The following is a 23737-nucleotide window of genomic DNA, read 5'->3' as shown; positions in this document are numbered from 1 at the left end:
CCATTGATGACATGCCTGACACCGTGCCAGCCATCGCCAGGTTGTTCCGCAAATTCTGGAGCCGAGCCGCATGACCGCAGTCCCCGACGACGAAGCTTGTGTTACCCAGTGTATCCTAGAGGCCCGTGCGCGGCTGGAAAAGGCATTGCAGGCAAGTAAACGCAACGCTGATTCGGCGCAAGTGCTGGCCGTCAGCAAGACCAAACCCGCCACGCTGATGCGCGCAGCCTGGCAATCCGGCCAGCGGGCCTTCGGCGAGAACTATCTGCAGGAAGCGCTGGACAAGCAGCAGGCGCTGTCGGACCTCACCGATATCGAATGGCATTTCATCGGTCCCATCCAGTCCAACAAGACGCGCGCCATCGCTGAGCACTTCGCCTGGGTGCATACCGTGGAACGCGAGAAGATCGCACGCCGCCTGAGCGAGCAGCGCCCCCGTGAGCTTGGCGCGCTCGATGTCTGCCTGCAGGTCAATATCTCCGGCGAAGCCTCCAAGGCTGGAGTGGCACCCCAGGAACTGCTGGCGCTGGCCGAGACTGTGATCGCACTGCCCGGGCTGCGCCTGCGCGGCCTGATGGCGATTCCGGCCCCCTGCGCCGCCGGTGCCAGTGAGGCTGAGCGCCGCGCGCCCTTCCGCCAGCTGCGCGAACTACTGGAGCGACTGCAGACGCGCTTCCCCGCCGCCAGCTACCCGCAGGCCCGGCTCGATACTCTCTCAATGGGCATGAGCGCGGACCTTGAGGCCGCCGTCGCCGAAGGCGCGACACTGGTACGCCTCGGCACTGCCATCTTCGGCGCACGTGACTATTCCCAGGTCCATTGAGCCCAACGCTCGCTGAGGAAAATCCAACACTCACGCAAGGCTCTCGAGCTTGCCGCCAGCCCTCCCACTGAATGATCAGGAGCACCGCATGACGCACCAGAGCACCGCTACACCGCGCACTATCGCGTTCATCGGCGCCGGCAACATGGCCAGCGCCATCTTCGGCGGCATGGTCGATTCCGGCTATCCCGCAGACCGTATCATCGCCACGGCTCGCTCGCGCGAGACACTCGATGCCCTCGAGCAGCGCTACGGCGTAAGCACGACCCAGGACAACGCCTACGCCGTCTCGCAAGCCGATGTGGTGGTGCTGGGCGTCAAGCCGCAGATGATGCATGACGTCTGCCAGGCGCTGACCCCTGCGGTGCAGAACCGCAAGCCGCTGATCGTCTCGGTCGCGGCCGGCATCACCTGCGACAGCCTCGAACGCTGGCTGGGTGGCGACCTCGCCATCATCCGCTGCATGCCCAACACGCCGTCGCTGGTCGGTATCGGTGCCAGCGGCCTCTATGCCACCGCCCAGGTGACGGAGGAGCAACGCGGCTTGATGGATGAGATGCTGACCGCAGTCGGTATCGTCGAGTGGGTCGAGGAAGAAGGTCTGCTGGAAGCCGTCACCGGCATTTCCGGCTCCGGCCCGGCCTATTTCTTCCTGTTCATCGAGTCGCTTGAAGCGGCAGGCATCGAGCTGGGGCTGAACGCCAAGACCGCGCGCCGCCTGGCGATCCAGACCGCTCGCGGTGCCGCCGAGATGGCCTTCTCCAGCGAGCATGAGCCCGCCGAGCTACGCCGTCGCGTGTGCTCGCCGAATGGCACCACGGAGCGCGCCATCAACAGCTTCGAGGAGGATGGGCTGCGCGATATCGTCGAGCGCGCCGCCAAGGCCTCCAGCGTGCGCGCCGCCGAGCTTGCCCGCGAGCTGGATCGCTGACAGCCTCTGCTCCACTGACAACTCCTGCAGGCCGCTGGCAGCCCGGGCCACAACAGGCCATCATGCGCTGTTCATCTGTTGTTGGCATGCTAGCAGCATGACGCGTGCACTATCGCGCGCCCACTTCTCACCGTCTTAAGGAAAGCCCCATGGGTGCTATGGGTAATATCGGACTTCAGCTGGTCACCATCCTGCTGCAACTATTTGTCTACATCCTGATGCTGCGCTTCCTGCTGCAGCTATCCCGAGCGGACTTCTACAACCCGGTCACCCAGTCAGTGGTCAAGGCGACCAACCCGCTGGTGGCCCCGTTGCAGGGCATTCTGCGCCCGCTGGGTCGCTTCGACATCGCCACCCTGGCCGCCGCCTTCATCGTCGTCAGCCTGGTGCTGGTCGCGATCGGCGCCCTGTTCGGTGGCGGCATGCTGCCGGTCGGCTTCATCGCGCTGACGGCACTGGGCACCATTCTCGACAGCATCATCAACATCTACTTCTTCGCCCTGATCGCGATGATCATCCTGTCGTGGGTCGCTCCGCAGGCCAACCACCCGGGCGCCATCCTGGTCCACCAGCTGGTGGACCCGATCATGAAGCCGGTACGCAAGGTGATCCCGTCGATCGGCATGCTCGACCTGTCGCCGATCTTCGTGTTCATCGCGCTCAACCTGATCGGCAGCCTGATCAACCAGACATTGCCGTCATTGGGCATGCTGCGCAGCGTCTTCGGCTAAGCGCACCACCGGGACAGGGTGGCCACCACTCGCCCGGGGTGCACGACATCGACATCAGCGCCCGCCACGGACTCCCGTGGCGGGCGCTTTAGCATCACATGTCACTGGATCACGCGTGCGTACGCTGTGCTAGAGTGAGCCCTCGGCCGAAGCCAGAACCACGGTGCACGAGACGCCCACAAGGCGCATCACCGCGGTTTCGCGCCCTGGACACGGGCCCTGCCCCGAACACTCTGCTGGACATGATGCTGGAAACCTTCACCACGATGCCTGATTCCCTGCCCCCGGATTCGGTCGGTCTCGTCACGCCTCAGACTGCCCACTTCGATACCCCGCTGGAGCTGGCCTGCGGCAGACGCCTCGAGCAGTACTCGCTGGTCTACGAGACCTACGGCGAGCTGAACGCGGACGCCAGCAACGCCATCCTGATCTGTCACGCCCTCACCGGCCACCATCATGCGGCTGGCTATCACGCCATGAGCGACCGCAAGCCTGGCTGGTGGGACGACTACATCGGCCCCGGCAAGCCCATTGATACCTCGCGCTTCTTCGTGATCGCGCTGAACAACATCGGCGGCTGCCACGGCAGTACCGGCCCGACCTCGATCAACCCAGAAACGGGCGAGCAATGGGGGCCTGACTTCCCATTGGTGACCGTGCCGGACTGGGTCGAGAGCCAGAAGCGCCTCGCAGAGTCTCTCGGCATCACCCGCTTCGCGGCAGTGGTCGGTGGCTCGCTGGGTGGCATGCAGGCGCTGCAGTGGGTGATGGACCACCCTGATCGCGTCGGTCATGTCGCCATCATCGCCTGCACGCCGAAACTCTCGGCGCAGAACATCGCCTTCAATGAAGTCGCGCGTCAGGCGATTCGCTCTGACCCGGAATTCCATGACGGCTGGTACTCGCGTGTCGATGCCGTGCCCAAGCGTGGCCTCAAGCTGGCGCGCATGGTCGGTCATATCACCTATCTTTCCGAGCATTCGATGGGTACCAAGTTCGGGCGTGACCTGCGTCAGGACCGCCTCAACTTCGGTTACGACGTCGACTTCCAGGTCGAGAGCTATCTGCGCCACCAGGGCGATACCTTCTCCACCGCCTTCGATGCCAATACCTACCTGCTGATGACCAAGGCGCTCGACTACTTCGACCCTGCCGCCACGGCAGGCGATGACCTGTCCGCGGCCATGGCGCCGATCAGCTGCCCGGTACTGGTGGTCAGCTTCACCACCGACTGGCGCTTCGCGCCGTCACGCTCTCGCGAGCTGGTCAACGCCATGATCCATGCCGGCAAGTCGGTCAGCTACGCCAACATCGACTCGCCGCACGGCCATGATGCCTTCCTGCTGCCGGGCGAACGCTACCAGACGGTGCTGGGCAACTTCCTGACTCGCGCTTACGACCACGCCTGTGGCGCCAAAGCCACGCAAAAGCCGAGCACCAGGGAGACCAGCCATGCGTAACGACCTCGCCCAGATTCATGACTGGATTCCCGAAGGCGCGCGCGTGCTGGACCTCGCCTGCGGTGACGGCACCCTGCTGGCCTCCCTCAAGGAGACCAAGCAGGTCTTCGGCTATGGCTTGGAGATCGACCCCGACAACATCAGCGCCTGTGTCGCCCGTGGCGTGAACGTCATTGAGCAGAATGTCGATGACGGCCTGGCCAACTTCGCCGATGACACCTTCGATCGCGTGGTGATGTCCCAGGCATTGCAGGTACTGCGTCGCCCGGACCGTGCGCTGGAGGAGATGATGCGCGTCTCGCGTGAGGCCATCATCACCTTCCCCAACTTCGCCTACTGGCGTCACCGCCTGCACCTGGGCATGAAGGGCCGCATGCCGGTCTCCAAGTCGCTGCCTCACGCCTGGTACGACACGCCGAACATCCACCTGTCGACCTTCGCGGACTTCGAGCGCCTGTGTCGCGCCCAGGGTCTCAAGATCATCGACCGCGCGGTCGGCAACGGCGATCACGAGCCGCACCCGGCGGCGACCTGGTGGCCGAATCTGTTCGGGGAAGTGGCCATCTTCCGCGTCTGCCGCGACAACTGCCCGCCCGACCAGCGCTGAGTTCAGGCGCCCTACAGCAATCTCCTTGGACCAAGCGCCAGGCCCCGCAAGGAAACGGCCGACAGGACACTCCTGTCGGCCGTTTCGCGTCATGACGCCAGCAATTCTTCCGCGCCACGATAGCGCTGCGCTATCCGAGCCATGCACAGACAGTCGCAACTAAAGTCTATATACTTTCGGGGTAAACGCAGCTGAGGATCACGGCACGCACTTCCGGTGAGGTGCGCCGGCATCCCGAGGAGAGAGTGCATGAACTTCCATACCCGCAAGTGGGTCAAGCCCGAAGACCTCAACCCCAACGGCACCCTGTTCGGTGGACGTCTGCTGGCCTGGATCGATGAGGAAGCGGCCATCTACGCCATCGTCCAGCTGGGCACCTCGCGCGTGGTCACCAAGTTCATGTCGGAGATCAACTTCGTCTCCAGCGCGCGTCAGGGCGACATCATCGAACTGGGCATCACCGCCAGCGCCTTCGGTCGCACCTCGATCTCGCTGTGCGTCGAGATCCGCAACAAGATCACCCGCGAGCGCATTCTGACCATCGACCGCATCGTGCTGGTCAGTGTCGATGCCGACTTCAAGCCCGTGCCCCACGGCCGCACGCGCATCACCTATATCGAAGACCGCTTCCGTGAGCAGGCCGGCAGCAATGACAGTGGTGAGAACGCACGTGGCGACGCCCAGCATGACGAGACGCCGCAGAAGGCAGCGCGCCGTCGTGCTGACAGCGTACCGGATCTCAAGAACGCCTGATCGCGTCGCTCTTCAGGTCGCGTCACCCACGTCGCACCAACGAAAAAGGCACCTCCAAGAGGTGCCTTTTTTCATGCCGAGGATTCAGACGGCTCATGGATTGCAGAGGCCCGAGACCTGGCTGGCCTCTAGCTGACGGTCGCCTGCAGCGTTTCGCTCAGTCCTTCACAGGCGTCGACGACGGGCGCCGTCGCCGGCGTGAACCACACCAGATCATAGGCCGGCGCCGCACCGGCGCTTTCCGGCAGATAATCGGTGAGATGCGTCAGCGGCTGGCCCGCGTCATCCCAGGCGACCGGCATCAGCGCTACGGACAGCGTGCTGCCATCCAGCCAGCGCGGCACGCCGATATCGCGACGGGCATGGCCGGAGCCACACACCAGCAAGCTGGTGGCACCGTCGGCCGACAGGCCCTCAAGGCGTTCTGCCATCTGCTGATCCCGCGCCAACTGCGCACGCAGCATCGCGTCCAGGCGCTCTGCACCCAGCAGGCCGCAATGGCCTTCATCCAGTGCCTCACGCTGCAGGCGCAGGACCGCTTCCGGCAGTGCCAACGGCGACTGCCCCGGTGCCATGCTGGCCTCCAGCTGTGCCGCCGACAGGCTAGCAGACGCCAGTGGCGCACCACTGTCCAGCGCTCCGCGCAGCAGGGGGGCGTAGTCGGTGAAGGGCCAGCGCGCATTCCAGGCCAGCAACTGCTGGAGCTCATCATCCGGCAATCCCGCGACAGCAAGCGAGGTGCGATTGGCCAGCGACAAGGCGGCATCCTGGGTCGTATCCAGCATCTCCAGCGCCACACCACCCAACTGTCGCCGCACGGCCAGCGCATCGATCAACCAGCGTTCCAGCTGGTGATGATCCGGATTGTCGTGATGCTCGCCCAGCAGCACCATCGAGTGCGCCTGGCTCCAATCGACCAGCGCCGCTGGCGATAGACGACGATTGCCCTCCGCGACCAGAATGCTGCCCAGCAACGGGTGGGACGCCTCGGGATCATGCCAGGCCGGCAGCGGGGGCAACGGCCCGCTGGCCGGCAGAGCGGCCTGTACGAGCGGGCTGCCCAGTGCCGAGCCCAGCACGCTAAGCCCGCCCGCCGAAACGGCCATGCCGGCCAGCAACTGGCGACGGCTCACCCCGGCCGTGTGTTCAGGTGTCCCGGAGTCGTTGCTGGAGCGGAAGCTGGAAGTGATCGAGCGGCGAAATAGCGACATGAAGATGACTCGGCATGGAAGGAAGCGGCAAGACACGGTAAAAGACCACAAGAGAGCGTGCCAACGCTGCCATGATACCCGATGCGAGCCCCCTCATGTCCGAAAGGCCACCAACACTCCCCCAAGGGCCTTCATCCAGGCTGTGCTTGAGACTGCCGCTGCCATCACTGTCCGTCGGCCGCAGCATGCCATTGACACTCGATGATGGCCGCCCGGCCCTGCTGGTGATGCAGCCCGATGGCCCGCGCGCCTTCCTCGACTACTGCCCACACCAGGGCAGCCGAATGCTGACCGAGGACGAGACTGACGATCCCTACATGGACGCGACCGGCGGCTTGATACTCTGCCACCGCCATCAGGCCTGTTTCGAACCGCATCACGGCACTTGCATCAGCGGCCCCTGCCTCGGCCAACGCTTGACGGCGCTAGACGTTGAGCTGGTGCACAGCGAGGCCTCGCCAGCCCTGTTGCTGCTGTGGGAGGCCGCAGGCAGCGGTGGAGACACGAGGGAGAAATGAAGGAAAGAGACATGAGCGCTGACTGACAGGCTGAGCGCCAGCGACCTGATCAGCCAGTAAAGCGCACGTCATGCAGTGGCAGCGCGCGCGCAAGGCCCAGTCTTGCTCGCCACAGTGGCTGGCTCGCATCCGAGAAATACTCTTCGAGGGTGATCTGCATGCCCAGCGCCACTACCTCGACACCGGCGGCCTGCGCCCGGGCAAAGGCCTGCGCATAGGCCGGGTCGAGATGCGCCGCCGGTGCGACATCCTCGATCCCGTCATGGGCGACGCAGAACACCAGCACGCAACGGTGACCTGCTGCGACCAGCGCCGCGAGGCTGGCCAGATGACGCTGGGCACGCGTACTCACCGAGTCCGGGAAATAGCCGTGACCGTCAGCTTCGCGCAGTGTCAGTTGCTTGACCTCCAGATAGATCGAGGCCGCGCCCTCCTCCTTTGGCCACATCTGGAAATCGAGCCGTGAGCGCTCCGGCGTGTCATTTCCCGGCAGCAGGACCTCGACACGTGACTCGCGCTTGAGGCGCGCAAAGTCGGCGAGCCTCATGTCGTGCAGCGCGCTGACGCTGGCCTGCTGCAGTGCGGCCTCGACATGGGCATTGGCACGTCCGGTATGCACCGCCACCAAGGCCTCGCGCCGGCCGTCAGCGCCGGGTGGGGCCATGGGCAGGCGAATCAGCTCCCAGGTCCAGGCGAGCTTGCGCCTGGGATTGTCGGACGGTGACAGCCATACCTCACAACCTTCGACGCACACCGCGCGCATTGAGCCGGTATTCGGGCAATGCGCCGTCACCACCTCACCCGCCCGCTCACCCTCAAGCATCTCCACCTCGGCGAAGAAGCGCTTGTAGCGGCGGATCAGGCGACCACGATACAGCCCCTCAAGCACCATCAAGCCGACACTCCTGCCCGGGTGACACGCCGCTCAAGGAAACGCTCCATGCGGGCCAGGGCCTCGCACAGACGCGCCTCATCGGCGGTGAAGGCAATACGCACATGGCGACGTCCTTCGGCCAGCGCAAAGTCCGTACCCGGCGTGATGGCGACATCCTCTTCTTCCAGCAGTGCGCGGCAGAAGGCCTCGCTGTCATCAGTCAGATGCGAGACATCCAGCCAGACATAGAAGGCACCCTGCGGCGGTACCGACGGCGCCAGCCCCAGGCGCTCTAGCCCGGCCAGCAGCACGCCACGACGGGCTTCGAGTACCTGCCGACGACGCTCGAGCTCTGCTTCACATTCCGGCGTGAAGGCCGCCAGTGCCGCATGCTGGGCAGGTGTCGAGGCAGCCAGGAAGACATTCTGCGCCAGGCGTGACAATGGCTCGACCGCGGCTTCCGGCGCCACCAGCCAGCCCAGCCGCCAGCCCGTCATGCCGAAGTATTTCGAGAAGCTGTTGATGACGAAGGCATCCGGGCATTCCGCCAGTGCGGTGTGCGCAGGCACGCCATAGGTCAGCCCCTGATAGATCTCATCCACCAGCAGGTGGGCATCTCGCGACTGGCACAGCTCGCCCAGCGCCTTCAATTCCTCGGGCGACAGCACGTGTCCGGTGGGGTTGGAGGGCGATGCCACCATCACGGCCCGCGTGTTCTCGCGCCAGAAATCATCAGCAAGTTCGGCGGTCAGCTGCCAGTCACTCGCGGCACTGACGGGCACCACGTCCAGCTGGGCATCCACCAGGCCCATGAAGTGACGATTGCAGGGGTAGGTCGGGTCAGCCATCAATACGCTATCGCCACGCTCGGCGCACAACAGTGTGGCCAGCAGCAGGGCACCGGAGGCGCCGGGCGTGATGATGATACGGGAGGGGGAGACCGTGACGCCGTGACGGCGCTGATAGTCTGCTGCGATGGCCTCGCGCAGGGCCGGCAGGCCGCAGGCAGGGGTGTAGCGCGTCTGACCGGCCGCCAGTGCTGCCTGCCCGGCGGCGATCACCGGAGCGGGGGTCGGGAAGTCGGGCTCGCCCACTTCCAGATGGATGACGTCATGGCCCGCGGCCTCGCGCGCCTGGGCGGCTTCCAGCAGCGTCATCACGCGAAAGGCGGCAACGGATTCAAGACGGCGGGCAAACGACATGACAACACTCCTCAGGGTGGGAGCTTCATTCTAGGCGCCTGCCAAGGCCCATTCCCAGCCCCTTCGTGCAGGAAAATTGGTGTTTGCCGGCACGCACTTGACCATTGCCCGCTACAAACTATCGTCGGAGATCGGTTGCAAACTTGTCATTTTTACGCTAAATAAGCTGATCTTCTCGCGAGGGCAGCAGTCAGGACAGCCCCCTCGCCGTGGCCAAGGAGGCAGTGCAACAGACTGTCGACGGCCCAAGTCACTTGCGGAATGAGGCGGTCCCATGCCATTAGCTGAAACCAAGCCGGAAGCGCTTAAGAAATTCACCCCGTATGAGCCGGCAGCGGGTGAAGAGTACATGAACGAGAAGCAGCTAGCGCACTTCCGCCAGATCCTGATGGAGTGGAAACAGGAGCTGATGGAAGAGGTCGATCGCACCGTGCGTCACCTGCAGGAAGATGCCAACAATTACGCGGACCCTGCAGACCGTGCCACTCAGGAAGAAGGCTTCAGCCTCGAGCTGAGAACACGTGATCGCGAACGCAAGCTGCTGAAGAAGATCAACGAGACCATCGAGAACATCGATGAGGACGACTACGGCTTCTGCGAGTCCTGTGGCATCGAGATCGGTATTCGCCGTCTGGAAGCACGTCCGACCGCTACCCAGTGTGTCGACTGCAAGACACTGGCCGAGCTGAAAGAAAAGCAGCTGGGCCGCTAAGCCCTGCTGTCGATGAAGCGACGTCAGGCCGTCGCCCTCATCCCCCATACGGGCACCCTCCTCGGAGCGGTGCCCGTATGCGTTCAGGCCCTGCTGCCTGCGAATCCCCTACCACGAAGGATGACGGAGCCCACATGCCTACCGCCTACCGTGGCCGCTTTGCCCCCACCCCTTCCGGTCCGCTGCACGCGGGCTCACTTCTGGCTGCCGTCGCCAGCTATCTCGATGCCCGCCATCACGGCGGCGAGTGGCTGGTGCGTATCGAGGATATCGACCCACCGCGCTGCCCCGCCGGGAGCGCCGATACCATCCTGCGCCAGCTGGATGCCTTCGGTCTTCAGCGGGATGGTGAGCTCCGCTATCAGAGCCAGCGTCACGCCGCCTACGCCGATGCACTGGAACAACTGAAGGCCAGTGGCATCGCCTACCCGTGTGACTGCTCGCGCAAGCAGTGGCGCGAGCACACCATCTACCCCGGTTGGTGCCGTGAGCGGACCGAACCGCCCGAGGGCGAGCATGCCTGGCGGCTGGACGTGCGCGCGGCAGAGCGCTTCGGCGGCTCCCGGGCCATCGCTGGCTGGCAGGACCGCCTGCAGGGCGCGGTCCAGCTGGATCTTGTCACGCTAGGCGACGTGGTGCTCAAGCGACGTGATGGCCTGTGGGCCTATCAGCTGGCCGTGGTGGTGGATGATGCCGAGCAGGGCATCACCGATGTCGTGCGCGGGCTCGATCTGCTCGACAACAGCCCCTGGCAACGTCTGCTGCAGTCCGCGCTCGACCTGCCGATGCCACGCCTGACGCACCTGCCGCTGATCACGGCCGACAATGGCCAGAAGCTCTCCAAGCAGAACCTGGCGCCGGCCCTGCCGGAAGACGCCAGCGCGATTCGAACGCTGCTGCACCATACCCTGACACTGCTCGGTCAGGCGCCGCCGCCCGAACTGGCGACCGCCAGCCCCGCTGAGCAACTCGCCCACGCCACTCCTCGCTGGTCACTTGCGGCGGTCGGCACCGCGCCGTCACTCAGTGCAGCCACTGTTCCAATGACAAGGACTGATGAAGGCAGCTGAGGGCAGCCGAGACCAGATACGCCATACAGTCGGAACGCCTGACAACAGCCACGATTGTCGGATTGCCACCCCTGTGGGAACAGGACAGACTCGAGCGACAGCCATCCCCTCATGCACACCCTCAGGCGAGCGACATCACCCCATGGCCCGGATTCTGATCGTCGAAAAGGAAGGTGCTTCGCGCAACACGCTGCAGCATCTGCTGGAGCGCGAGGGTCACGACGTGGTGCAGGCCAGCGGCCTGGAGGATGCCCGTCTGCAGCACCCCGCCGACTTCGCGCTGGTGATCTGCGACAGCGAACTGGCCGGAGACCATGCCGTCCCGATCCTGCGTGCCAGCCGGCCAACTCCCGTGCTGCTGCTGGCCGACGACCCCAGCCTGCATGCCGCCATCGGCTGCCTGAAGGCGGGGGCAGCCGACTATCTTCCCAAGCCGTTTGACCAGCAGGCCTTCGCGCGCAGCGTGCGAGATGCGCTGTCTCTGCCACGCCTGGGGGCGCCGAGTGCTGCGCCGCCTCCGCCCCAGGCGCATGCTGGCACGACCAACAAGCCGGTGGAGATGATTGGTCATTGTCGCGCCATGCAACAGGTCTATACCCGCATTCGCAAGGTAGCGCCCGCCGATGTCACCGTGCTGGTACTGGGTGAGTCCGGCACCGGCAAGGAGCTGGTCGCGCGCGCCATTCACCGCCAGAGCGAACGCCATCAGGCGCCGCTGATCTGCGTCAACTGCGCCGCCATTCCCGAGACGTTGATCGAGTCCGAGTTGTTCGGCCATGAAAAAGGTGCCTTCACCGGCGCCACCAGCTCGCGCACAGGCCTGATCGAAGCCGCCGATGGCGGCACACTGTTTCTGGATGAGATCGGTGAACTGCCGCTGGATGCCCAGGCACGCCTGCTGCGGGTGCTGCAGGAGGGCGAGATTCGCCGCGTGGGGGCCATCGAGACCCGCTACGTGGACATTCGCCTCATCGCCGCGACCCACCGCAACCTGCATCAGCTCTCGGCCAGCGGTGAGTTCCGCCTCGACCTCTATTACCGCTTGAACGTGATGGAGATCGACCTGCCGCCCCTGCGTGAGCGTGGAGATGACGTGCTGGAACTGGCCGAGCATCTGCTGGCCGGCATCGCCCGCAAGCATGGACGCGATGGCATGCGACTCTCCCAGCGGGCGCGCCAGGAAATCCATCACTACGCCTGGCCCGGCAATGTCCGTGAGCTGGAAAACGCCCTCGAGCGGGGCGTCATTCTGGCGGAGCGTCGCATCATCGCCCCTGAGGACCTCGGCCTGCGCACGCCCTCAGGGCAGCCGCTTCAAGCAGCGCCCGCCGCCGCAACAGCCGACTCGGTGCCCTCCAGTGTTCAGGTGCCCAAGACAGCGAGCAAAGGAGCGGCGAAAGGTGCAGTGAAAGGCGCCGCCAGTGGCTCAAGTCCCGAAACGACTTCCGCGCCTGCCACAGGTCAGCCCGCGGCCGGCCAGCAGGGCACGGGCCTGCCATCGCCTGCGGCCCCTCCACGCAGCGGCCTCTCGGTGGTCGGCGATGCCGGTGAGGAGGAAGACCTCTCGCTGGAGGACTACTTCCAGCACTTCGTGCTCGAGCATCAGGACCACATGAGCGAAACCGAGCTCGCGCGCCGCCTCGGCATCAGTCGCAAGAACCTCTGGGAGCGGCGTCAGCGCCTGGGCATTCCACGCCGCAAGGGACGCCGCAGCTCTCCCGCAAACTGACGTCGGCGCACTGAAGCTGGCGCACTGAAGTCACTGCGCTGAAGTCACTGCACCATGCAGGTGCCCTCCCGGGCAGGCAACCCGCCTGCGGCGGCGCCTTGCCTGCCATAGATCCCCGCATCATCGAGGGCATCGCTAGACTTTAGTGTCGAAAGGCTCGCAAAAAAACCAGCTCAATCATTAGCTTGCAAGCCACTTCGTTAGACCTTCGCACCAATTGTTACCATCGACCCCAAATCATGACCCCATCCAGCGCACCAATGGCCACGTCAGGTAACACCTCGCGCTTCTCTACACCTCATGTCTCAGCGACCTATGTCTAAATGACTGAATTACTGGTTTTTTTTAAGCTGTGGCACATCCGATGCAACATCACGGTCAAGAAAAAGAACAACCGGAAATACGAAGCGCGCCCAACAACAACAAGAACGCGCAACGCTTCGAAAACCCTCGACATCAACAAGAACAATACCCGTCGAGCGCGTGACATTGATGATGAACCGCATGCCTCACTGCATGAGTGGTGGCAGGCAAGAGCCAAAACAAGAACAAACGGCCGCAGTTCATCATCCGCCGATCCAATAACAACAAGATATCGGCAGTCCGGAATCTACTGACCAGGACGCGACGAATCCGGCCTCGAGCACCAACAAGAACAACAGGCTCGACCCCGGATCACCCCCGAAACAACAACAACTCGCGGGGGGAGGCTATTCAGCCGTCGGTGAATGGAAGATTGTTTTGAATACGAGATGGTCACCGAACAGACAGCCAGACAACAACAACATGATCTGCAACACGAAGGATCTGTCTGCATTGATTTGTGACTGTGGTGCGTATTCAGGGCGATGCGCCATCACGAAAAAGAACATCCGCTCAAGGATGCGTGTACCCTACCTGCAAGGGAGACCGAGTGATCGGTCTCCCTTTTTCCTTGTCTGAGAGGTGATTCTTGCCTCGTCAGACGCCTTGAAGTGCAGAGTCGGCCCCTGGATGGCAGACCGGCGCTTTGCCAAGGTATCTGCCCTCGGCTACACTGGGCGGCCTGCCACGCACGAGTCGAATCGCTGCATGCTCAAAGGATTTACCCGCTTTCTACAACGCCCCGGTGACCGCTTGAAGACGCTTTTCAATGCAACTGACGCGCCCGCGGCTCCATTGCCCAGCCTGCGTGTGATACCGCGGGATGAGCATCCCGTGTCCCGCCGCCAGCTCAGCGAGAATGCGCTGAAGGTACTCTATCGTCTGCAAAGCGGTGGATATCAGGCCTATCTGGTCGGTGGCTGTATCCGTGATGCCCTGCTCGGACAACGCCCCAAGGACTTCGACGTGGCCACCAATGCCACGCCGGAACAGGTCCGCGAGCTGTTCCGCAATGCCCGCATCATCGGCCGTCGTTTCCGTATCGTGCACGTGCGCTTCGGTCGTGAGGTGATCGAGGTCACCACCTTCCGCGGCAAGCCGGCCGATAGCACGCCCAGCCAGCATACCCAGCAGTCGGAAGACGGCATGTTGTTGCGCGACAACGTCTTCGGCTCCATCGAGGAGGACGCGCTGCGCCGCGACTTCACGATCAATGCCCTCTATTACGACGTGTCCGATTTCACGATCCACGACTGGGCCAATGGCGTACGCGATATCGAAGCGCGCATGATTCGCCTGATCGGAGATCCGGAAACACGCTATCGCGAAGACCCGGTGCGCATGCTGCGTGCCGTCCGCTTCGCCGGCAAACTGGACTTCGACATCGAGGAGGCCACGGCCGAACCGATGTACGAACTGGCCCCGCTGCTGCTGCAGATTCCGCCGGCGCGCATGTTCGAGGAAGTGCTCAAGCTGTTCATGTCCGGCTATGCACTGGAAACCTTCCATCTCCTGCGTGAGTTTGGGCTGTTCCAGATGCTGTTCCCCGAGACGGAAGAGAGTTTCGCGCATTATCACTGGTCCATGCCGCTGATCGAGAAGGCACTGGCCAGCACGGACGACCGCATCCGCGAAGACAAGCCGGTCACGCCGGCCTTCCTGTATGCCGCCCTGCTGTGGCCGGGCGTCAAGGCGCGTACCGATCAGCTGATCGCCAGTGGCATGCCCGACATTCCGGCAGCCCACCAGGCGGCCCAGCAGGCGATCGCTCGCCAGCTCAACCACACCTCGATCCCGAAGCGCTTCAGCATTCCGATGCGCGAGATCTGGGATATGCAGGCCAAGTTGCCGCGTCGCCGTGGCAAACGCGCCTTCCAGACCCGCGAGCATCCGCGCTTCCGCGCCGCCTACGACTTCCTGCTGCTGCGCGAATTCGCCGGCGAAGTGAAGCCGGGGCTGGGCAAGTGGTGGACCGACTTCCAGGAAGTCGATGCTCGCACCCAGGTCACGATGATCGAAGGTGTCTCCGATGAAGGCCCCGCCGGCAGCAAGCCGGCCGGCACCAAGCGTCGCGGCAAACGTCGGCGCAATGGTCGCGGCCAGGGCTGAACAGTGGCTCGCCTGAGCCACTGCCGTCTCCACGCAGGAACTGTGCATGATTTCGACAGCCTTGATTGGCCTCGGTGCCAATCTTGACGATCCGCGCGCTCAACTGGAGCGCGCGCTTGAGGCTCTCGACCGGCTGCCGCTGATCCGCTGCACGCGACATTCTCGCCTGTATGCCAGCAAGCCGGTCGGCCCGCAGGACCAGCCCGACTTCGTCAACGCCGTCGCCGAGCTATCGACCCGCCTGTCCCCCCTCGCCCTGCTTGATCAGCTGCAAGCCCTTGAACAGCAGCATCGTCGCGTGCGACTGCGTCACTGGGGCCCCCGCACACTGGATCTTGACCTGCTGCTCTACAATGACAGCAGGATCTCGACGCCGCGTCTCGTCGTGCCCCATCGCGAAATGCTCAATCGTGGTTTCGTGATGCGTCCGTTGGCTGACCTGCTGGGCCCGCAGTGCCTCAGCGTGCTAGGCGAGGAGAATCTCGAAACACTGGCGTCTCGAGTTGAGGGCGATGACTTGCTCCCCCTCGGACCTCAGGAGTAGAGTTTCGCCATCTTGTTACCGTCGTGCCCACTTTGGCCTGTGCGGTAACACTTTCTGGTAACACCGGCCCGTGTCGCTCGCAGTCCGCCCTCGGCGGCCTTCCCGCGATCGCGGCTGCTCGACGCCACGGGCAGCCGCGTCATACGCGCCGCAACGAGTATGCGTCCCGATGAAAAACGTCACCCTGAGCACCCTGCGCCGCCTCAAGGCCGATGGTGAGACGTTCAGTTGCCTCACCGCCTACGATGCCACCTTTGCTCATCTTGCCAGCGATGCCGGCATTGAAGTGCTGCTGGTCGGCGACTCTCTCGGCATGGTCCTGCAGGGCCATACCAGCACCCTGCCCGTCACCATCGATGACATCTGCTACCACACCGCCGCCGTGGCACGTGGCAAGCAAGGCAGCCTGCTGATGGCCGACCTGCCCTTCATGAGCAATGCCAGCACCGACATCCTGCTCGATCATGCGGCGCGTCTGATGCGTGCCGGTGCCGAGATGGTCAAGGTGGAAGGCGAAGCCTGGCTGGCCGATGCCGTCACTGCGCTCGTCCAGCGTGGTGTACCGGTCTGCGTGCACATGGGCCTGACGCCACAGCACGTGCATGCCTTCGGTGGCTACAAGGTACAGGGTCGTGACGAGGCCCGCGCCGAGCAGATCATCACCGATGCCCGCACGCTGGAAGCCGCAGGCGCTGCCATCATCCTGCTCGAATGCGTGCCGTCCGAGCTGGCCGCGCGCATTCGTGATGCCGTCGAGGTGCCGGTGATCGGCATCGGTGCCGGCGTGGACGTCGATGGCCAGATCCTGGTCATGCACGACATGCTCGACCTGACACCCGGGCGCAAGCCGCGCTTCGTCAAGAATTTCATGAGCGATGCCGGCAGCGTGCAGGAGGCCTTCGCCGCCTACCACCAGGCGGTCAAGACGCGCAGCTTCCCGGCGCCGGAGCACGGCTTCTGATGAAAACCGTCTCCCAGATCAACGCCCTGTGCGAGCAACTCGCCCAGGCACGCCGCGATGGCCTGCGTATCGCCCTGGTGCCGACCATGGGCAACCTGCATGCCGGCCACCTGTCGCTGGTCCGTGAAGCGCGCCGCCACGCCGACATGGTCGTCGCGAGCATCTTCGTCAACCCACTGCAGTTCGGCCCCGGCGAAGACCTCGACAGTTATCCGCGCACTCTCGAGGCCGACAAGAATGCGCTGGCCGCCGAAGGATGTGACCTGCTGTTTGCCCCCTCGACGGCGGAACTCTACCCCACGGGTCGCGACGGACTGTGCAACGTGCAGGTGCCGGGCGTTTCCGAAGGCCTGTGCGGCGGCAACCGTCCGGGGCACTTCGATGGCGTCGCCACCGTCGTCAGCATCCTGTTCAATCTGGTACGCCCTGAAGTCGCCTGTTTCGGCGAGAAGGACTTCCAGCAGCTGGCAGTGATCCGCAAACTCAACCGCGACCTGCATTTCGGCATCGAGATCATCGGTGTGCCCATCGTGCGTGCAGAGGATGGTCTGGCGCTGTCATCACGCAACGGCTACCTGAGTGAGCAGGAGCGCGCCATCGCGCCGCGTCTCAAGCAGTGCCTCGATGCCCTGAAAGCTCGTCTTGAGCAGGGCGTGGCACGCGATGTGGCGCTACGCGAGGCCCTGGCCGCCATCAGCGAGAGCGGCTTCAAGCCGGACTACCTCGAACTGCGCCGCGCGGTTGACCTGGGGCCAGTCGAGGATGTCACGCGCGAGGCGGTGATTCTGGTCGCCGCACACCTGGGCCGTACACGCCTGCTCGATAACCTGAAGGTCGCCTTGCCGGTGGCCTGATGCCTGATTAGACTGCGCCGCCTTGCACCTTGGCGTGGCACTGTCCGCCACGCCATGCGCGCCATGGCCCTGACCCCAGGGCCTAGATCTGCGCCCGGCGGCGCTCAACTGGAGACATCCTGATGCAAGCCATCATGCTCAAGGCCAAGCTGCACATGGCCCGCGTGACTCACGCCGTCCTCAACTACGAGGGCTCCTGCGCCATCGATGGCGACCTGCTCGACATGGCAGGCATTCGTGAGTACGAACAGATCCAGATCTATAACGTGGACAACGGCAAGCGCTTCACCACCTACGCCATTCGCGGCGAAGAAGGCTCGAAAATCATTTCGGTGAACGGCGCCGCAGCCCACCAGGCCGACGTCGGCGACCGCGTGATCATCTGCGCCTTCGCCAACTATGCCGAGAGCGAACTGGACGCGCACAAGCCCTCCATGGTCTACCTGATGGAAGGCAACGAGGTCAGCCATACAGCCAATGCCATCCCGGTCCAGATGGCCTGAGCACGCCTTGCTGCCTGCTGCTCTACGCCCGGAGGGCTGATGATTCAGGCCTCGAGCCTGCCGCGAGCGCTCCAACACGACGCCAGCCCTGCCTGCCAGAGCGCTGGCGTCGTGCCGTCTGGGCAACCAATACGTATGGCTAAAGGCTGACACTGGAGATGCCGTTTGACGATTGCCGCACCGCACAAAACTGCCTTATGCTGGCATCTCACCTCAGCAGGACTGCGCCTCGCCCGCTTGATGGCATGGCCATAGTCGCAGCCAATTGACTCAGACAGTCTCGCAAGAGAACAGGAGCGTTCAGATGCAGGATGTGGTGATCGTAGCAGCCCGTCGTACCGCCGTAGGCGCCTTCGGTGGCAGCCTGGCTGGCATTTCCGCCGCGGATCTCGGCGCACATGTCATCAAGGATATCCTCGCCAGCACGGGCGTCAGTGGCGATCAGGTCGATGAAGTGCTTCTGGGCCAGGTGCTGACAGCAGGATGCGGTCAGAACCCGGCACGTCAGGCGGTCATCAAGGCAGGCTTGCCGGAAGGCGTGCCCGCCATGACCATCAACAAGGTCTGCGGGTCTGGCCTCAAGGCGCTGCACCTGGCCACCCAGGCCATCCGTTGCGGCGATGCCGAGCTGATTCTGGCCGGCGGTCAGGAAAACATGTCCCTGTCTCCGCACGTGTTGCCCAACTCGCGAGACGGCAAGCGCATGGGCGACTGGAAGGCGATCGATTCCATGGTTCACGACGGTCTGTGGGATGCCTTCAATGACATCCACATGGGCATCACCGCCGAGAATCTGGCCGAGAAATACGAGATCACCCGTGAAGCCCAGGACGCCTTCGCGGCCGCCTCTCAGCAGAAAGCCTGCGCAGCCATCGAAGCTGGCCGCTTCAAGGGCCAGATCGTCCCGGTCGAGATTCCGCAGCGCAAGGGCGACCCGATCGTCTTCGATACCGACGAGAACCCGCGCGCCGGCACCACGGCCGAGAAACTCGCTGGCATGCGCCCGGCCTTCAAGAAGGACGGCACCGTCACCGCCGGCAATGCCTCGGCGCTCAACGACGGCGCTGCCGTGGTCATGCTGTGCTCCGCCGACAAGGCACGCGAGCTGGGTCTGACGCCGCTGGCGACCATCAAGGCCTACTCCAACGCGGGTGTTGATCCGAAGATCATGGGCATCGGCCCGGCGCCGGCGACTCGCCTGTGCCTCAAGAAGGCCGGCTGGAGCCTGGAAGACCTCGACCTCGTCGAAGCCAATGAGGCCTTCGCGGCCCAGGCTCTGTCGGTCAACAAGGAGCTGGGCTGGGATGTCGACAAGGTCAACGTCAATGGCGGCGCCATTGCCCTCGGCCACCCGATCGGTGCCTCCGGCTGCCGTGTGCTGGTCTCGCTGGTGCACGAGATGATCGAGCGTGATGCCAAGAAGGGTCTGGCGACCCTGTGCATCGGTGGCGGTCAGGGTGTCGCGCTGGCCATCGAGCGCAGCTGATCGCTCACACCTGCCGACCGCCTGAGCTCCCGCCGCTCGCGCAATCTCGAGCAGGGAGATATGCAAAAGCCCCCGCCAGTGACCCGGCGGGGGCTTTCTCTTGCCCGGAAGGGAAGGTGCGCCTCTCAAGCAGAGCAGGCAAGACCGGGGCGGGGACGATCCGCGACGATCTGTCAGTCCTGAGCGGCGGCCTCTTCAGCCTGAGCAGCGGCAAAGGCCGCCTTCTCTTCTTCGCTGATCTCTTTCAGCGACAGCTTGACGCGATTGCGGTTGTCGATGTCGAGCACCTTGACCACCACCTCATCGCCTTCGTTGAGATAGTCACGTACGTCATTGACGCGCTCCTCGACGATCTGCGAGATGTGCAGCAGGCCATCGGTGCCCGGCATGAAGGTGATGAAGGCACCGAAGTCGGCGATGCGCGCCACCTTGCCGGCATAGAGCTTGCCGATCTCGGCCTCGGCAATGATGCCCTCGACATATTTGGCAGCCGCCTGTGCCTGCGCCTTGTGCTCGGCATAGATGCGCACGCTGCCATCGTCGTCGAGATCGACATTGGCGCCGGTCTCTTCACAGATCTTGCGGATGGTGGAGCCGCCCTTGCCGATCACGTCACGCACCTTGTTGGGAGCGATCTTCAGCGACAGCATCGCCGGGGCATTGTCCGAGACTTCCTGGCGACTGGCGGCCAGTACCTCATTCATCTGCGCGAGGATGGTCAGGCGTGCCTCGAGGGCCTGTTCCAGCGCCTGCTCAAGAATCTCCTCGTCGATTCCTTCGATCTTGATGTCCATCTGCAGCGCGGTCACGCCTTCCGCGGTCCCCGCGACCTTGAAGTCCATGTCGCCGAGGTGGTCCTCATCGCCGAGGATATCGGTCAATATCGCGACGCCATTGGCGTCCTTGACCAACCCCATGGCGATACCCGCGACCGGTGCCTTGAGCGGCACACCGGCATCCATCAGCGCAAGAGAGGCCCCACAGACGGATGCCATCGAGCTCGAACCATTGGATTCGGTGATCTCGGAGACGACACGGATCGCGTAGGGGAAAGCCTGCAGCGACGGCAGCATGGATTCGATACCCCGACGCGCCAGACGCCCATGACCGATCTCACGTCGCTTGGGCGCGCCGATGAAGCCCGTCTCGCCGACGCAGTAGGGCGGGAAGTTGTAGTGCAGCATGAAGCGATCCTGCTTCTCGCCGGACAGCCCTTCGATCAGCTGTGAATCGCGCGTGGTCCCCAGGGTGGCAGTGGCGATCGCCTGGGTCTCGCCACGGGTGAACAGCGCCGAGCCATGCGCCTTGGGCAACACACCCACCGCCAGGTCCAGCGGGCGCACGGTGCGCGTATCACGACCATCGATACGCGGCTCGCCCGCGATCACTCGCTGACGCACGATACGCTTCTCGAGTGCCGCGAAGGCCGTGGCGACGGCCTCGACACTGAAGCGCGCATCATCCTCGGCGCCCAGCAGGTCGATAGCCTGCGCCTTGAGCGCCGACAGGCTGTCCTGACGCGCCATCTTGTCACTCAGGCGATAGGCATCACCGATCTGGGTGGCAAAGCTCTGCTCCAGCGCCTCGACCAGCACGCGGTCGAGATTCTGCGGCACCCACGCCCACTTGGGACGATTGACCTTGGCGGCGAACGTCTCGATCCCCGTGATGGCTTTCTGCATCTCGTGATGACCATAGAGCACGGCGCCGAGCATCTCGTCTTCCAGCAGCTCCTGGGCCTCGGACTCGACCATCAGCACGGCCTTCTCGGTACCCGCTACCACCATATCCAGCTCGGAATGCGCCAGTTCGCTGTAGCCGGGATTCAGGAAGTAGCCGCGCTGCTCGCTGAAGCCGACGCGCGCCGCGCCCACGGGGCCAGCGAAGGGCACACCGGAGATGCAAAGCGCTGCTGAGGTGCCAAGCAGTGCCGCGATGTCCGGGTCGACATTGCGCTCCGCCGACATCACCGTGCAGACCACCTGCACCTCATTCATGAAGCCTTCGGGAAATAGCGGGCGCATCGGACGGTCGATCAAGCGTGAGGTCAGGGTTTCCTTCTCGGTGGGACGCCCTTCGCGCTTGAGGAAGCCGCCGGGGATACGCCCCGCCGCGTAGGCCTTCTCCTGATAGTGGACCGACAACGGGAAGAAGGACTGGCCGGGTTTCGGCGACGCCTTGGCCACCACGGTGCACAACACCGAGGTATTGCCCATGGTCACCATCACGCTACCGGTCGCCTGACGCGCGATGCGGCCGGTCTCTAGGGTGATGGTGTCATTACCGTACTGGAAGCTGTGCGTTACCGGGTTCACGGCGCATGTCCTTTAATCTGATGGTCATCGATGCCAGGCGCTCATGGTAAAGCGCGTCACAGGCAATGAAAAGCGAGTGGATCCCACGCGACAAGCGGGCTGCGGCGAGGGTCGAATCTCAGTCCTGAAGCTCGGATCACCTCGGTATCAGGCACAAAAAAACCGACACCGCCCGCAGGCAGTGTCGGTTTTCCTGTGCCCACCGGGGGCCCGCCATGCACCGAAGTACATGGCGGCAACATCGCTGATTAGCGACGCAGACCCAGACGCTGGATCAGAGCGGTGTAACGCTCGAAGTCCTTGCGCTTGAGGTAGTCAAGCAGCTTGCGACGCTGGTTGACCATGCGGATCAGACCACGACGGGAGTGGTGATCCTGCTTGTTGGCCTTGAAGTGACCCTGCAGGCCATCAATGTTGGCGCTCAGCAGAGCAACCTGAACTTCCGGGGAACCGGTGTCGTTCTCGCCACGGCCGAATTCGGAAACGATCTCAGCCTTCTTCTCAGCGGTAAGTGCCATCTGTCTCTCCAGTAAGCAATATGCTTGATAGATTGGAAATGTCGAAGACCACGCATATTTGCAGTCTTCATGCGGCTTGCGGCGAGGCCGCAATCAGCTCACCCAGCCGCCGCCTCGACGGCAGAACTGAGCAGTCGGCGAGGAGCGATGACGCCCTCCGCCGCAATCCGGACCAGCCCGAGCAACTGCTGGTCCTGATACACACGAGCCAGGGAATCCACTTCCAGCGACCCTGTCGTCGTTTCGGCCTGCTGACCACGCAAGATCATCCGCGCCATCTCGGCAGTGATGTCGAGACGCGGGAGATGATCGAGCAGGATGTCGACAGGTAACAGAACGCCTTCACGTGCCTGCTGATCAGCCAGCGCCTCGAGGCGCTCGAAATCCAGCATGGCATCACCCGTGAACGGGCCCGTCTTGAGACGACGCAGTGCCGTGAGGTGGGCTCCACAGCCCAGCGCCTCGCCGATATCCTCGGCCAGACTGCGTATGTAGGTACCCTTGCTGACCGCCACTTCGATCTCGATGCCATCGGAGTGCCGCGCAAGAAGCGACATATTGTAGATGGTAACGCGACGAACTGCACGCTCGATTTCAACCCCCTGGCGTGCCAGCTCGTAGAGCGGACGTCCCTGGTGCTTGAGCGCGGAGTACATCGGCGGTACCTGATCTATCTCGCCACGGAACCTGTCCAGCACCGCGTCCAACTCGGCCTGCGCAATCTCGGGAATCTCCCGCTCGCGAATCACCGTGCCTTCCGCATCACCGGTATCGGTGACCTGGCCAAACTTGATCCGTGCCCGATAGACCTTGTCTGCCTCGAGAAGATGCGAGGAGAACTTGGTCGCCTCCCCGAGGCAGATCGGCAACAAGCCGGTCGCCATCGGATCGAGCGTTCCGGTATGACCGGCCTTCTGCGCCTGGTAGAGGCGACGAGCCTTCTGAAGCGCATAGTTGCTGGACATGCCCTTGGGCTTGTCCAGCAACAGTACGCCATCGATCGGCAAGCCGCGACGACGACGGCCCATCAGGCGTCCGGCGTGGTGCCCGGGGCACCGTCTTCGCTGTCGTCATCACCACGTTCTGCACTGCGCTTGCGATCGTCGGCGACCGCATCGTTGATCAGCGAGGAAAGGTGATGGCCACGAACGACGCTCTCATCGTAATGGAAGCGCAGTTCCGGTACATGACGCAGCTGAATGGTGCGCGCCAGCTGGGAGCGCAGGAAACCTGCCGCGCGCTTGAGCACGGCGAGGTTCTCCTTGATGCGTTCCGGGCTGTCGTCACCCAGCAGGGTCACGTAGACATCGGAGTAGGACAGGTCGCGGCTGACCTTGGCGGCGCTGACCGTCAGCATGCCAAGGCGCGGGTCCTTGACCTCGCGCTGAATCAACAGCGCGAGCTCTTGCTGGATCTGGTCCGCCACGCGGTCAGTACGGCTGTATTCACGCATCCGTGATCTC

At 63.8% G+C, this 23737-nt stretch carries 24 protein-coding genes; 17 read left to right on the top strand and 7 right to left on the bottom strand.

The features are described from left to right. Nucleotides 1-70 precede the first annotated feature (70 nt). The 6 genes from AC5WNJ_RS00860 (at nucleotide 71) to AC5WNJ_RS00835 (ending at nucleotide 5305) form a co-directional block, all read left to right on the top strand. Nucleotides 71-823, top strand: coding sequence for a YggS family pyridoxal phosphate-dependent enzyme (locus tag AC5WNJ_RS00860; protein WP_253063214.1), 753 nt, complete (start codon nucleotides 71-73; stop codon nucleotides 821-823). A gap of 88 nt (nucleotides 824-911) precedes the next feature. Then, complete coding sequence (gene proC, locus AC5WNJ_RS00855; RefSeq protein WP_253063216.1) at nucleotides 912-1754, top strand: pyrroline-5-carboxylate reductase; 843 nt, start codon at nucleotides 912-914, stop codon at nucleotides 1752-1754. A 149-nt stretch (nucleotides 1755-1903) separates the two neighbouring features. Then, a complete protein-coding gene (locus AC5WNJ_RS00850; protein WP_253063218.1) occupies nucleotides 1904-2485 on the top strand; it encodes a YggT family protein in 582 nt (193 codons plus the stop codon). Nucleotides 2486-2751: 266 nt separating this feature from the next. After that, a complete protein-coding gene (metX, locus tag AC5WNJ_RS00845; RefSeq protein WP_253063220.1) occupies nucleotides 2752-3945 on the top strand; it encodes a homoserine O-succinyltransferase MetX in 1194 nt (397 codons plus the stop codon). Next, entirely contained in the window at nucleotides 3938-4552 is a 615-nt protein-coding gene (metW, locus tag AC5WNJ_RS00840; protein WP_153635072.1) for a methionine biosynthesis protein MetW, read from the top strand. Before metX ends, metW begins: the two co-directional genes overlap by 8 nt. A 249-nt stretch (nucleotides 4553-4801) precedes the next feature. Then, nucleotides 4802-5305, top strand: coding sequence for an acyl-CoA thioesterase (locus AC5WNJ_RS00835; protein ID WP_176675943.1), 504 nt, complete (start codon nucleotides 4802-4804; stop codon nucleotides 5303-5305). Between the two features lie 128 nt (nucleotides 5306-5433). Here the strand turns inward: AC5WNJ_RS00835 and AC5WNJ_RS00830 are convergent, their stop codons facing one another. After that, nucleotides 5434-6516, bottom strand: coding sequence for a ChaN family lipoprotein (locus tag AC5WNJ_RS00830; protein WP_253063222.1), 1083 nt, complete (start codon nucleotides 6514-6516; stop codon nucleotides 5434-5436). Between the two features lie 185 nt (nucleotides 6517-6701). On the opposite strand from AC5WNJ_RS00830, the gene AC5WNJ_RS00825 reads away from it, so the two are divergent. Beyond that, entirely contained in the window at nucleotides 6702-7034 is a 333-nt protein-coding gene (locus tag AC5WNJ_RS00825; protein ID WP_253063239.1) for a Rieske (2Fe-2S) protein, read from the top strand. Between the two features lie 49 nt (nucleotides 7035-7083). Here the strand turns inward: AC5WNJ_RS00825 and sfsA are convergent, their stop codons facing one another. Together sfsA and AC5WNJ_RS00815 are read right to left on the bottom strand one after the other, a co-directional pair. Next, on the bottom strand, nucleotides 7084-7926 hold the full coding sequence (gene sfsA, locus AC5WNJ_RS00820; RefSeq protein ID WP_253063591.1) for a DNA/RNA nuclease SfsA: 843 nt from the start codon (nucleotides 7924-7926) through the stop codon (nucleotides 7084-7086). Further along, nucleotides 7926-9110, bottom strand: coding sequence for an aminotransferase class I/II-fold pyridoxal phosphate-dependent enzyme (locus AC5WNJ_RS00815; RefSeq protein WP_253063241.1), 1185 nt, complete (start codon nucleotides 9108-9110; stop codon nucleotides 7926-7928). Before AC5WNJ_RS00815 ends, sfsA begins: the two co-directional genes overlap by 1 nt. 274 nt (nucleotides 9111-9384) lie before the next feature. Between AC5WNJ_RS00815 and dksA the strand changes: the two genes are divergently transcribed. From dksA to AC5WNJ_RS00765, 10 genes are all read left to right on the top strand, one after another. Further along, nucleotides 9385-9822 (top strand): RNA polymerase-binding protein DksA, encoded by a 438-nt coding sequence (gene dksA / locus AC5WNJ_RS00810; protein ID WP_175089052.1) that lies wholly within the window; start codon nucleotides 9385-9387, stop codon nucleotides 9820-9822. A gap of 134 nt (nucleotides 9823-9956) precedes the next feature. Then, nucleotides 9957-10892, top strand: a complete 936-nt coding sequence (gene gluQRS / locus AC5WNJ_RS00805; protein ID WP_253063243.1) for a tRNA glutamyl-Q(34) synthetase GluQRS — start codon at nucleotides 9957-9959, stop codon at nucleotides 10890-10892. A 142-nt stretch (nucleotides 10893-11034) separates the two neighbouring features. Continuing rightward, nucleotides 11035-12621: a sigma-54-dependent transcriptional regulator gene (locus AC5WNJ_RS00800; RefSeq protein ID WP_253063245.1), complete on the top strand. Its 1587-nt coding sequence runs from the start codon at nucleotides 11035-11037 to the stop codon at nucleotides 12619-12621. 323 nt (nucleotides 12622-12944) lie between these two features. After that, the gene (locus AC5WNJ_RS00795; protein ID WP_253063247.1) at nucleotides 12945-13238 is read left to right on the top strand and encodes a hypothetical protein; all 294 of its coding nucleotides are present in this window, start codon (nucleotides 12945-12947) and stop codon (nucleotides 13236-13238) included. 454 nt (nucleotides 13239-13692) lie between these two features. After that, nucleotides 13693-15093: a polynucleotide adenylyltransferase PcnB gene (gene pcnB, locus AC5WNJ_RS00790; RefSeq protein ID WP_175089049.1), complete on the top strand. Its 1401-nt coding sequence runs from the start codon at nucleotides 13693-13695 to the stop codon at nucleotides 15091-15093. Between the two features lie 46 nt (nucleotides 15094-15139). Then, nucleotides 15140-15637: a 2-amino-4-hydroxy-6-hydroxymethyldihydropteridine diphosphokinase gene (gene folK / locus AC5WNJ_RS00785; protein WP_253063249.1), complete on the top strand. Its 498-nt coding sequence runs from the start codon at nucleotides 15140-15142 to the stop codon at nucleotides 15635-15637. Nucleotides 15638-15806: 169 nt separating this feature from the next. After that, nucleotides 15807-16598 carry a 3-methyl-2-oxobutanoate hydroxymethyltransferase gene (gene panB / locus AC5WNJ_RS00780; protein WP_253063251.1) on the top strand — a complete coding sequence of 264 codons (792 nt, stop codon included), beginning with the start codon at nucleotides 15807-15809 and terminating at the stop codon, nucleotides 16596-16598. Further along, nucleotides 16598-17452 carry a pantoate--beta-alanine ligase gene (gene panC, locus AC5WNJ_RS00775; protein ID WP_253063253.1) on the top strand — a complete coding sequence of 285 codons (855 nt, stop codon included), beginning with the start codon at nucleotides 16598-16600 and terminating at the stop codon, nucleotides 17450-17452. Before panB ends, panC begins: the two co-directional genes overlap by 1 nt. A 122-nt stretch (nucleotides 17453-17574) precedes the next feature. Continuing rightward, nucleotides 17575-17955, top strand: a complete 381-nt coding sequence (panD, locus tag AC5WNJ_RS00770; protein ID WP_176675934.1) for an aspartate 1-decarboxylase — start codon at nucleotides 17575-17577, stop codon at nucleotides 17953-17955. A 304-nt stretch (nucleotides 17956-18259) separates the two neighbouring features. Then, entirely contained in the window at nucleotides 18260-19441 is a 1182-nt protein-coding gene (locus tag AC5WNJ_RS00765; RefSeq protein WP_253063255.1) for an acetyl-CoA C-acetyltransferase, read from the top strand. Between the two features lie 173 nt (nucleotides 19442-19614). Here AC5WNJ_RS00765 and pnp read toward each other — a convergent pair whose 3' ends face one another. From pnp to rbfA, 4 genes are all read right to left on the bottom strand, one after another. Beyond that, the gene (gene pnp, locus AC5WNJ_RS00760) at nucleotides 19615-21756 is read right to left on the bottom strand and encodes a polyribonucleotide nucleotidyltransferase (protein WP_253063257.1); all 2142 of its coding nucleotides are present in this window, start codon (nucleotides 21754-21756) and stop codon (nucleotides 19615-19617) included. A 248-nt stretch (nucleotides 21757-22004) separates the two neighbouring features. Further along, nucleotides 22005-22274: a 30S ribosomal protein S15 gene (gene rpsO, locus AC5WNJ_RS00755; protein ID WP_065392421.1), complete on the bottom strand. Its 270-nt coding sequence runs from the start codon at nucleotides 22272-22274 to the stop codon at nucleotides 22005-22007. A 98-nt stretch (nucleotides 22275-22372) separates the two neighbouring features. After that, nucleotides 22373-23302 (bottom strand): tRNA pseudouridine(55) synthase TruB, encoded by a 930-nt coding sequence (gene truB / locus AC5WNJ_RS00750; RefSeq protein WP_253063259.1) that lies wholly within the window; start codon nucleotides 23300-23302, stop codon nucleotides 22373-22375. Next, nucleotides 23302-23727, bottom strand: coding sequence for a 30S ribosome-binding factor RbfA (rbfA, locus tag AC5WNJ_RS00745; protein ID WP_043333400.1), 426 nt, complete (start codon nucleotides 23725-23727; stop codon nucleotides 23302-23304). Before rbfA ends, truB begins: the two co-directional genes overlap by 1 nt. Nucleotides 23728-23737: the final 10 nt, after the last annotated feature.

Source organism: Cobetia sp. PDI-23MA (assembly GCF_059507735.1).
This window is presented reverse-complemented; position numbering and strand designations above follow the sequence as displayed.

What these genes read in the sequence shown, in the direction of transcription:
- AC5WNJ_RS00860 (WP_253063214.1), top strand. Translation starts at nt 71, where the DNA reads ATGACCGCAGTCCCCGACGACGAAGCTTGTGTTACCCAGTGTATCCTA.
- proC (WP_253063216.1), top strand. Translation starts at nt 912, where the DNA reads ATGACGCACCAGAGCACCGCTACACCGCGCACTATCGCGTTCATCGGC.
- AC5WNJ_RS00850 (WP_253063218.1), top strand. Translation starts at nt 1,904, where the DNA reads ATGGGTGCTATGGGTAATATCGGACTTCAGCTGGTCACCATCCTGCTG.
- metX (WP_253063220.1), top strand. Translation starts at nt 2,752, where the DNA reads ATGCCTGATTCCCTGCCCCCGGATTCGGTCGGTCTCGTCACGCCTCAG.
- metW (WP_153635072.1), top strand. Translation starts at nt 3,938, where the DNA reads ATGCGTAACGACCTCGCCCAGATTCATGACTGGATTCCCGAAGGCGCG.
- AC5WNJ_RS00835 (WP_176675943.1), top strand. Translation starts at nt 4,802, where the DNA reads ATGAACTTCCATACCCGCAAGTGGGTCAAGCCCGAAGACCTCAACCCC.
- AC5WNJ_RS00830 (WP_253063222.1), bottom strand. Translation starts at nt 6,516, where the DNA reads ATGTCGCTATTTCGCCGCTCGATCACTTCCAGCTTCCGCTCCAGCAAC.
- AC5WNJ_RS00825 (WP_253063239.1), top strand. Translation starts at nt 6,702, where the DNA reads ATGCCATTGACACTCGATGATGGCCGCCCGGCCCTGCTGGTGATGCAG.
- sfsA (WP_253063591.1), bottom strand. Translation starts at nt 7,926, where the DNA reads ATGGTGCTTGAGGGGCTGTATCGTGGTCGCCTGATCCGCCGCTACAAG.
- AC5WNJ_RS00815 (WP_253063241.1), bottom strand. Translation starts at nt 9,110, where the DNA reads ATGTCGTTTGCCCGCCGTCTTGAATCCGTTGCCGCCTTTCGCGTGATG.
- dksA (WP_175089052.1), top strand. Translation starts at nt 9,385, where the DNA reads ATGCCATTAGCTGAAACCAAGCCGGAAGCGCTTAAGAAATTCACCCCG.
- gluQRS (WP_253063243.1), top strand. Translation starts at nt 9,957, where the DNA reads ATGCCTACCGCCTACCGTGGCCGCTTTGCCCCCACCCCTTCCGGTCCG.
- AC5WNJ_RS00800 (WP_253063245.1), top strand. Translation starts at nt 11,035, where the DNA reads ATGGCCCGGATTCTGATCGTCGAAAAGGAAGGTGCTTCGCGCAACACG.
- AC5WNJ_RS00795 (WP_253063247.1), top strand. Translation starts at nt 12,945, where the DNA reads ATGACTGAATTACTGGTTTTTTTTAAGCTGTGGCACATCCGATGCAAC.
- pcnB (WP_175089049.1), top strand. Translation starts at nt 13,693, where the DNA reads ATGCTCAAAGGATTTACCCGCTTTCTACAACGCCCCGGTGACCGCTTG.
- folK (WP_253063249.1), top strand. Translation starts at nt 15,140, where the DNA reads ATGATTTCGACAGCCTTGATTGGCCTCGGTGCCAATCTTGACGATCCG.
- panB (WP_253063251.1), top strand. Translation starts at nt 15,807, where the DNA reads ATGAAAAACGTCACCCTGAGCACCCTGCGCCGCCTCAAGGCCGATGGT.
- panC (WP_253063253.1), top strand. Translation starts at nt 16,598, where the DNA reads ATGAAAACCGTCTCCCAGATCAACGCCCTGTGCGAGCAACTCGCCCAG.
- panD (WP_176675934.1), top strand. Translation starts at nt 17,575, where the DNA reads ATGCAAGCCATCATGCTCAAGGCCAAGCTGCACATGGCCCGCGTGACT.
- AC5WNJ_RS00765 (WP_253063255.1), top strand. Translation starts at nt 18,260, where the DNA reads ATGCAGGATGTGGTGATCGTAGCAGCCCGTCGTACCGCCGTAGGCGCC.
- rpsO (WP_065392421.1), bottom strand. Translation starts at nt 22,274, where the DNA reads ATGGCACTTACCGCTGAGAAGAAGGCTGAGATCGTTTCCGAATTCGGC.
- truB (WP_253063259.1), bottom strand. Translation starts at nt 23,302, where the DNA reads ATGGGCCGTCGTCGTCGCGGCTTGCCGATCGATGGCGTACTGTTGCTG.
- rbfA (WP_043333400.1), bottom strand. Translation starts at nt 23,727, where the DNA reads ATGCGTGAATACAGCCGTACTGACCGCGTGGCGGACCAGATCCAGCAA.